This window comes from Spongiibacter sp. (assembly GCF_041602295.1).
In the GTDB taxonomy this organism is placed as follows: domain Bacteria; phylum Pseudomonadota; class Gammaproteobacteria; order Pseudomonadales; family Spongiibacteraceae; genus Spongiibacter.
On the sequence record NZ_JBFIGO010000110.1, the window covers coordinates 1 to 8,301 of the forward strand.

The 8,301-nt window shown below is 56.0% G+C and carries 9 protein-coding genes; all 9 read right to left on the reverse strand.

The features are described from left to right. Positions 1–522: hypothetical protein (locus tag ABYM29_RS13510; RefSeq protein WP_372865300.1), on the reverse strand; the 522-nt coding region annotated here is incomplete at its 3' end. Continuing rightward, on the reverse strand, positions 519–1,559 hold the full coding sequence (locus ABYM29_RS13515) for a PilW family protein (protein WP_372865301.1): 1,041 nt from the start codon (positions 1,557–1,559) through the stop codon (positions 519–521). The genes ABYM29_RS13515 and ABYM29_RS13510, both read right to left, overlap by 4 nt. Beyond that, on the reverse strand, positions 1,556–2,119 hold the full coding sequence (gene pilV, locus ABYM29_RS13520; protein WP_372865302.1) for a type IV pilus modification protein PilV: 564 nt from the start codon (positions 2,117–2,119) through the stop codon (positions 1,556–1,558). Before pilV ends, ABYM29_RS13515 begins: the two co-directional genes overlap by 4 nt. Before the next feature lie 2 nt (positions 2,120–2,121). Next, complete coding sequence (locus ABYM29_RS13525) at positions 2,122–2,595, reverse strand: GspH/FimT family pseudopilin (RefSeq protein WP_372865303.1); 474 nt, start codon at positions 2,593–2,595, stop codon at positions 2,122–2,124. Further along, on the reverse strand, positions 2,583–2,996 hold the full coding sequence (locus ABYM29_RS13530; RefSeq protein WP_372865304.1) for a type IV pilin protein: 414 nt from the start codon (positions 2,994–2,996) through the stop codon (positions 2,583–2,585). Before ABYM29_RS13530 ends, ABYM29_RS13525 begins: the two co-directional genes overlap by 13 nt. 296 nt (positions 2,997–3,292) lie before the next feature. Further along, complete coding sequence (locus ABYM29_RS13535) at positions 3,293–3,742, reverse strand: type IV pilin protein (RefSeq protein ID WP_372865305.1); 450 nt, start codon at positions 3,740–3,742, stop codon at positions 3,293–3,295. Continuing rightward, on the reverse strand, positions 3,739–7,560 hold the full coding sequence (locus tag ABYM29_RS13540; protein WP_372865306.1) for a pilus assembly protein: 3,822 nt from the start codon (positions 7,558–7,560) through the stop codon (positions 3,739–3,741). The genes ABYM29_RS13535 and ABYM29_RS13540 overlap by 4 nt, the downstream gene beginning before the upstream one ends. 8 nt (positions 7,561–7,568) lie before the next feature. Next, the gene (locus tag ABYM29_RS13545) at positions 7,569–8,099 is read right to left on the reverse strand and encodes a PilX N-terminal domain-containing pilus assembly protein (protein WP_372865307.1); all 531 of its coding nucleotides are present in this window, start codon (positions 8,097–8,099) and stop codon (positions 7,569–7,571) included. Further along, a partial coding sequence (locus ABYM29_RS13550; RefSeq protein ID WP_372865308.1) for a PilW family protein occupies positions 8,096–8,301 on the reverse strand: 206 nt, incomplete at its 5' end. The genes ABYM29_RS13550 and ABYM29_RS13545, both read right to left, overlap by 4 nt.

Genomic DNA, 8,301 nt, shown 5'->3' on the forward strand with positions numbered 1-8,301 from the left:
ACGCAGGTAGACGCCCTGATGCATTTCTACGCGGCTAGCGGTGTTTGCATCACCAACCGTGGCCGCGATATCCCAACTCATCTTCGTACACCAAGAGTTGCCCTGCAGCGCAGCACTGTCATCCGTCAGTACCCCTCCAGAGCTCCCTTGCCCTGTACCCAAACACTGGGCATCGGCGGGATCCGCGACATCCAATTCGCGCTGTTTAATCGGCGCCGTATTCAAGCAGCTAGGCGGGGCGACCACCGCCACCATATCGACCTTGCCATCGCCATTGAAGTCGTTATCAAACAGGGTGTTTTTATCGGGCAATGGAATCGCGAAGTTAGCCGAATTGCTGACAAAGGCCTCGATGGCATTACTCGCTGCACTTTTTGCCTCGACATGGTATTGCTGGTTACCGGCAATTTTAAAATTGATGTTGCTGCCACCAAGCATGCTAACCACAATGATGCTAAAGATACCCAGCATCACCAATGCCACAAGCAATACTGCACCCGACTGAAATCTCACTACCTTCATTCTCTGGGCCCCGCAATGTTCGGCAACATCACCACCGAGGAAACAACTTGTCGCTTAAACCGGTCGTCGAAAGGCCCGAGCGCACTTGCGCGGCCCAGATCGTAAGTGTCCTTCACCGCCGACCCCAGCACCTCCTCCTCGGAACGAATCAACATATCCACTCTTACTGACACCACGTCGCGCCAGTTTTCTACTGCCGTGCTAGACCAGTTCGCTGTTGGGCAGCCGCTAGGCGCCACAGTGCTACCCGGGTTCGCCGCGTAACAATCCGGTCCGCCATCACCGTCGAGGTCCAAGCCATAGGCAAAATGAATATCTTCAACCCCGGACACCAGAGGCAGAACGCTGCGGCTGCCCCCGGCGTATTCCAGCACCTTAAGGGTTGGCCGACCATCACCCGACGCACTGCAATCCTCGCAACTACTCACGAAATAGCTGCGCACCATGTAGGCCCTCACCCGCGCGGTATCCACGCAACCCTTTGCCCGCAGCGTCAGCGCGCTGGCGTCGGTACTCAGGCGATAGTTCTGCAGATCCAGCTCACAATTGGAAATTTGCAGATAAGGGGTGTTATTGACTGAGGGGATATCATCTACCGCAATATCTTCAACGGCGACTCGGTGAATACTGAGCAGCTCCGAATTGGCCACCGGGCTTTCCGCACTGATACAACCCGGCATAGCGCCACCACTGACGACTGCAGTAATCGGCAGGGGCAGTGTTGTCGTACTGGGATCAAAACCTAGGTCCGACGCCACACCACTGTTCTCGCAAGGGTCGGGCGCCACATAGGTAGCCACCCCGACACCCGGCCGGTAGCGGCCCAAAAAACCCGCCAACGCCAAGTCCTCTGACAGTAAATGCAGGGCATAGCGGCCGTTCTCCGCCTGCGCCGACACCACGGCCAGTTTGGAACGCGTGCCGCTTACCGAGGCAACAAGGGCAATAATCCCCAGCAGCATAAACGCGCCAATGGCCAGAGAAATCATGATCTCAACCAAGGACAGGCCTAACTGAGACTTGCGCGCGCCGATCATGACAGATCTCCTATGCGCACGTCGGCGGTCACCACACGGCGTTGCTTATCATCGCCGTATTGATTCCGTCCGCAGTTGAGCGCATCGGCCGGCGCCACTGTTTCATTCAAACCCTGCCAGGCCACACTGATACGATAGCGACGCGTCACTGCATCGAGCTGCTCAATACAGCCCCGGGCGCCCACCATGGCACCAATACTTTCGTTATCTTCATTTTTCTGTGCAGCACCTAGTAAGGCTGAATGCCAGGCACGGATATCTTGGTTGGCGGTGGCTCGCTGCTCCGCGCTACCCTGCCCACAATCAGGCAAGGCAGTCACTCCATGGCCAACGGTCAGGCCGTCAGCCCCGGAGGAATAACAGGCAACCACCAAGCGATTGGCGTTAACACGGCCGACCATATCTTCCAGCATATTCAATGCCTGCAAACGTTGATAGGCCTCCACTTCCTGTTGCACAGAACGCGCTATCAAGCCCGCGCCCCCCATAAGCCCGACAAGCACCACCAGCAGTGTCACCAGGATTTCAATAAGCGTAAAACCACGATACTTAACTATCATCGCTAACAGCTCCCCTTGATCACTCGGGGACGGCCGCTCAATGTCACATCCACACAGGAGGCATGGGCGGCATTGCCCGAATCGGGAACCACACTGAAATCCGCCGCCGCAGTACTGCGCCCGGAGCTATTAAACGACAAGCTGGCCACCGCGCTGCTAATCGTCAAGCGCGGTACAGCTCCGGCAACCTGTAAAACATCAGCGCCTTCACGAACCTCCCAGCCCTGATTCCAAGCGCCGCCAACGCGCACAACCGCAACATTGGCGTTGCGCTTAATCGCTTCACTGCGGGCCAGCTCGATAGACGACCGCAAGCTGTCCGCCGCACTGCTCACTCGCTGGCGTTCAATCACACCGGTAAATGACGGCGCCGCGATTGCAGACACTATAGCCACAATGGCCAGGGTGACCAGCAACTCCATAAGGGTAAAGCCCTGCAGCCTGGGGCCGGGCGGTCGCAGGCCTAATCCCAACATCGTGTCGCCCCCGAGGCATGGCCTTTTTCGCCCTTACTGTTCAAGGTCAATGTGCCACAGCTGTCACTACTGGCCTGCCCTGCCTTGGGCGCCGCGCTGATACTGTAACTCGGTGGAGTAGCTAGATTATTTGCCGTCGTCGTGATCGTGTAGGAATCGCTGATTTCAGTGGGCATGGCCGCCCCCAGGGCTGTCATGTCGGCCGCGTATTGCCGCTTGTCCAGATAGTAGCGCTCCTGCATATTGGCCACTTCCATAACAAAGTTCGCAGCGGCCGTGCGGTTAGCGCGTACGACGTAGTTTTGGTAGCTTGGCAACGCCACTGCTGCCAGAATCGCGATGATCGCTACGGTGATCATCAATTCGATGAGTGTAAAGCCTGCGGGGCTGTCCGATTGCACGTCACCACATCTCCTACGCTGGGAAGTTATTATCGTGGCCCCACCGGTAGCAAATGTAGAAGACAGAACAAAAACAGGCCTCCCGCCAACCAACGCTGGCGGCAGCATCCTGCTATAAGGGGAAACATGCCCTCTCTGCCAACCGGTAAAGGCGGCTAGGCGATTATAAATCTATCGCGCGACATGGAGAATACGCAGATTTACAGGGCATGTACAAAGGCAAAGCAAAAAATCGCGCACTATTCGACACTAACGACTTGTGCGTATAGACCACTTTTACTGCGAAGAATCCACGACTACCGCCGCCAGCAGTCCGCCAGGGTTTTCGCTGAGCCCGAAGGCTTGTTGGCCAAGGCTAATTCACCAGCTTCATTAATGGTGAAATCGCCGCAGTTATCTCCCGCCATTGCACCACTGCGGGTGGCAATCAACACAAAACTGTTGGCCGCAGGCGTACCCGACACAGAAATCGTGTAATACGTCGCTCCGCTTTCTGGCACGGTGGTGGAATAAACGGCGGGCAAATCACTGCCTCCCGCCGTCGTGGTGTAACGCCCATTGGCAGAATAGTAGCGCTCCAAAGCCTGTGCCGCCGACATCAGTGCATTGGTCGCTTCCGAGCGCCGCGACTTCGCCACTTGTTCCTGATAACTCGGATAAGCGATGGCCGCCAGGATTCCGACGATGGCCACGGTGATCATCAGTTCGATCAAGGTAAAGCCCTTGTCACTATATTTCCCTGTCACTGCAACTGTCTCCACGATTGACGACCCAGCAAGCCGTCGTCCTCACCTTTCTCGGCGATCACACCAATTGAGCCACTACTGCCCGAGGTGTATTTAAACTCAACATCCCCCTTACTAACGACACCTGGAGTTTTGATAATCTCATCGCTGCCGCGACCACTGATGGGTAGATACTCGCCGTCATACAACACCATATCGAAGGCGTCGAGCACGCCATCACTATTGGTATCGAGTACCGGGTCGTGATAGCGACCGCCTGTCTGGGCATCGATTTCCATCAACCAGCCGCGCCCACCAAAGCCGCACACATCATCGGAAGGGATCAGCGATGCAAAAATGACTTTGCCGTTGCGCAAAATCGGCCGCGATACGACACGCTCACCCTCCGCCGTGTCATCGGGGGGCAGCAAAGGCAGGCGCCAGCCAAATTCAGGCACGGCGTCGGCACCATTTGCGGTAACCAAGCGCACCTGAAACTCCGTGGTCTTGCCATCCTTGGTCGAGCCAACAGCTTCATAGATGATATCTTGAACAAGTAAATTACTCCGGGCTACCTGAACATCGAGGTCGCGAATACCGTAGAAATCCTGGACTTGGCTGCCGACGTCCGCCCCCCGGTCACCGGAGCGGAAATAACTGCCAGTACCGAAGTAAACATAGTAACCACCATCGTCGTGATTACCGACCACCGGCCGCGAGGTAATCGGCTGGGCCACACCATTGTCATCTAGCGCAGTGAATAAGGGCTGGGGATCAGAGCCCGACTTCAGCGCCACGTCCCAACCGGCAACCGAGGTCCCCCGCACATCAAACTTCCACAGATTGCCCTTCAAATCACCGGCGTAAATAAAGTCAGTAATCCGGTCGCTGTCCACATCAACCGGCACAGGACTGGCCAGGCCGTTGCCCACCCCCGACACACCGGTATCGATTGCCTTGATTAGCTGCCCGGTGGCCAGGTCCACAATAAACAGTTTGACGTTATCACCGGAGTCATAGCCATTGCCAAAAATGGCGACCCACTTATCACCGGCATCCAGTCGGGCAATAGTCGGGTTGCTCATCGCCACGCCTAGGCGATCGCTGTCTGTCGACGCCGTGGCAAATTCCCATAGCAAATCGTTCTTGCCAATAGACGTTGGGTCGCTCACATCCAACGCAAATACCGAGCGACCACCCGCCCCTGTAGAACCCACAACCACCGTTTTCCACTGGCTATTAATATAGGCGTCGCTGGCCCTCGCCGAGCCATCGACGCTATACACATGCTGATAGTCCGGCGCGGCAATCCCCGACAACTTGCCGTATACCCCCGCCGGAATAAAGGCGAACAACTCCTTGCCCGTCGCGTCGTTAAAGCCATGCAACATGCCGTCGTTAGCCCCCACCACAACCAGGGATGACCACCCAGATTTGGTGTTCAAAAACGCTTTGTAACTGCCGCCTTCCGCGCCACCCAGCACTTGGAAGCCGTAGTCGTCGTCACGGCCAATAAAAACCGGATCGGAATTGACGATATCCCCCAACAACACACTGCGCGTCCGAAACTTCAAGCCCTCTTGCACACGCGAGCCGCGCAGCCAGCTCAGCAGTAGCTGTCCATCCAGGTCCGTGCCGCCGGCATTTAAGGCGGCCTTTTGGTCGTCGTGCAACAAGCCCCAGTTTGTCAAATTGAAATTGACCGCCTGGCTTGTCGACAGCCCTGGCTGACCGACACTGGTGAACACATTGCGCCCCACATCCGAGGTCAGCGTTTTATCGGTATCCCAGACGACCGTAGAGATATCACCATCGCCTTCCAGTTTGTAGGCAACCAAGCGGCCACTCCAGTCGGCGCTATTAAAACTGGCCTGGTAAACAATGGTCTCGGAATCCAGCCGCGTCGAGTTTGCCGCGATTGACGACGCAGAAGATTTGCTCTCAGTGGCGATGGTTTGCAGGGTGTCCGACAGCTGGTTGGCAAAGGCATCCGGGTTATCCGCACTGAAAAAACCACCGCGACCATTGACCGCGGCGTGCAACAAATCATCGACCTTGTTGGGGTCCGCATCCTTCGGGTTCGGCCAAGTAATCGAATCACCGGTTTTTACCGCCGCAAACGCGGCATCGGCATCGACGCTGCCCGTCACCCCCAGTCCAATGCTAAAGGTCGACATATGCTGCCAAAACGCCGGGTTACTGCTGGTCGGCGTCACCACATTTGGCAAGTCCGAGCGCAGATCGTTTTTCCAGTAATACATGGCAACATCGGCCAAGGTCTTATCCCAGCCATCGGTAAAGGGCGAAACAGCACTGTAGGTGTAGGTCTCCCCTGTCGACGACGTGTGGGAAGGCCCATTAGTGCCATCGTTATTATCGTCTGCATCGCCCCCCGGATCACCGCCATTCCAATAGCCGTCGGTCATCAATACCGTGTAATTACGACGGCAGGCTTTTTGATCATCCCCCTTGTCCTCGCCAGGGGTCGCGCTCCAAGGCCCCAGGTTATCGCTGCGTGAATAATAGCGACCGCCATAGTCCAGTGCGCGCCGCAGGGGAGTGCCGTCTGTTGGAATCGGCGAATTGTAAAGGGAACTAAAAAATGCGCGCCGACTATCGCCGGAAAACTCCCGAACGCCCTGCAAAATAACCTTGCTCGTCACGCCGTCAATATCGTTATCACCGCTGTTAAGTGTGCCGAAGCCCACCCGAATCCCCTTGCCCTGCTCGGCAAAAGCAAACCCTGATCCCGCCCGCGCAGTCGCCGCCCTGGAGCGATAATAGGTGTACCAATTGGCGAAATTTTGTATCTCTTCCGCATAAGTACAGGTGGCGTTTGCCGCATCAGCGCAATCGTCACGACTACTGCGGCCATGGCCGCTATAGTCCAAACCCGGACGAATCTGCACCTGCTGATAACTGTTCCAGTCCCACAAATCGCCAACACCGCGATACCAAAAATAGGTCGCCGGCCAAAAGCTCTTCACGTCACCGGTCTTTGTGCAACTGCCGTCCGCAGCACAGCTATACCAATCATTGTTATTAAAATTGCTGTTAAGCGTGACCAAGCTTCGGCAGTAAAGCAGGCTCTGTAGCGTGACCTCGAAAAACGGATTGTGAGGCGCACAGACTGGATTTGCATTTGCCAGCAGATTGCCATCGCCATCTATCCACGGCCGATAAGTAACCGAAGGGTCGTAGTAAAGGGTATTGATCTGCGGCGACCGGCTGCGCGCGTTATAAGGGTCCTTATCGTCCACCGTCGGCACCCGATTGGAGTAATCGCCGGCTCCATAAATACCGTCGGCGCGAGGATAAACATAGCGCGTTTCCTCAAACATGATGTCGTTAGGCATTAACTCCCACTGCATCGATCCGGAGTCATCCAAGATATACATCACATTGGGCGGTGCCGCCTGCGACAGGAATAGCGGTTGCTGGACAATATCACTGTCGGCAGCCTCGTCCGGCACGCAGCCCGCCTCCTTACCCTCAACCGTCACAAAAGCCTTGCAGGTCGTCAATGACAACAAGCTATTGGTGACCGTCAGCCGGTTACCTGAAAAGAAAAAGGAGTCATTTGTACAACTGATACCTTTGCCATTCGCCTCTTGGTAACTGACGATACGGTCAATCGCCTCTAAGCCACTAAATGTATAGGTATCATTGCCCCGCTTGCGCCCCACCGCCGAAGACGTCGTTTGCTGGACGACACAGTCGCCAGAATAGGCCACCGACGGGGCCAACACAGAAACCATTAAGAATAGTGCCGACACACCGCTACTCAGCACCCTAGCCGGATAGCGAAAGACCGACCTTGCCCTAGTGCAGATTTTCATGGCGCACCTCATTCTTCTTTGCGTCGGTAAGTGGTTGTCAACACAATCACGCTTCGGTCATTAAGGCCGAAGCCCCGGCTGGTAACTCGGTAGTAGCCCTGCAACGATACTGTCTTATCCGCGTCTAAAGGCGCATCAGGGTCGTCAAAGGCACTCATTTGCTCAATAAAAAACTCGGGCTGGCGACTGACCATTGCCACCTCTTCGGCCACGACTCGCCATCCTGTCGACTCGCGATCTTGCCAAGAGGGCTCCGAACACGCCTTGCTGTTATCGTCGGGGTCAGGGCAGGAAAGGTAGAGACCATTATCCCCGGTGAAATCGCCGACCTTGACCGTTTTCATCACTTCCTCGGCGCCGCGTATCGCTATTTCAGCCGCCTGAAAGGCGATATTGAGATCCTTGCTGTTCCCGGCCATGCGCTCTTGCAGCGTCGCATTCTGCATAGACGCCCCGCCAATAATCGCCAATATCAGCATAAAGACCAGTGCGACGATCAGCACGGCCCCTGATTGTTGATCGCGCCGGGCTACAGTCATTGCAAACGGTTCCTTATCGCAAAGACACTGCTGAACACCTGGCGCATACGCCCGTCGGCATTCTCGAGTAAATTGCCGGCCGCATCGTATACACTTTGCGCATCCACATCGCCGGTTTCACCAACAACACTCTCATCGTTAGCAACCATCGTCAGCTCGACCCGCACTGCCAGCACTTCCAGCCAGTCGGTCACAGCGTCAG

Bases quoted from the DNA above. Each gene is read 5' to 3' on its own strand.
- ABYM29_RS13515 (WP_372865301.1), bottom strand. From the start codon at position 1,559: ATGATCGGCGCGCGCAAGTCTCAGTTAGGCCTGTCCTTGGTTGAGATC.
- pilV (WP_372865302.1), bottom strand. From the start codon at position 2,119: ATGATAGTTAAGTATCGTGGTTTTACGCTTATTGAAATCCTGGTGACA.
- ABYM29_RS13525 (WP_372865303.1), bottom strand. From the start codon at position 2,595: ATGTTGGGATTAGGCCTGCGACCGCCCGGCCCCAGGCTGCAGGGCTTT.
- ABYM29_RS13540 (WP_372865306.1), bottom strand. From the start codon at position 7,560: ATGAAAATCTGCACTAGGGCAAGGTCGGTCTTTCGCTATCCGGCTAGG.
- ABYM29_RS13545 (WP_372865307.1), bottom strand. From the start codon at position 8,099: ATGACTGTAGCCCGGCGCGATCAACAATCAGGGGCCGTGCTGATCGTC.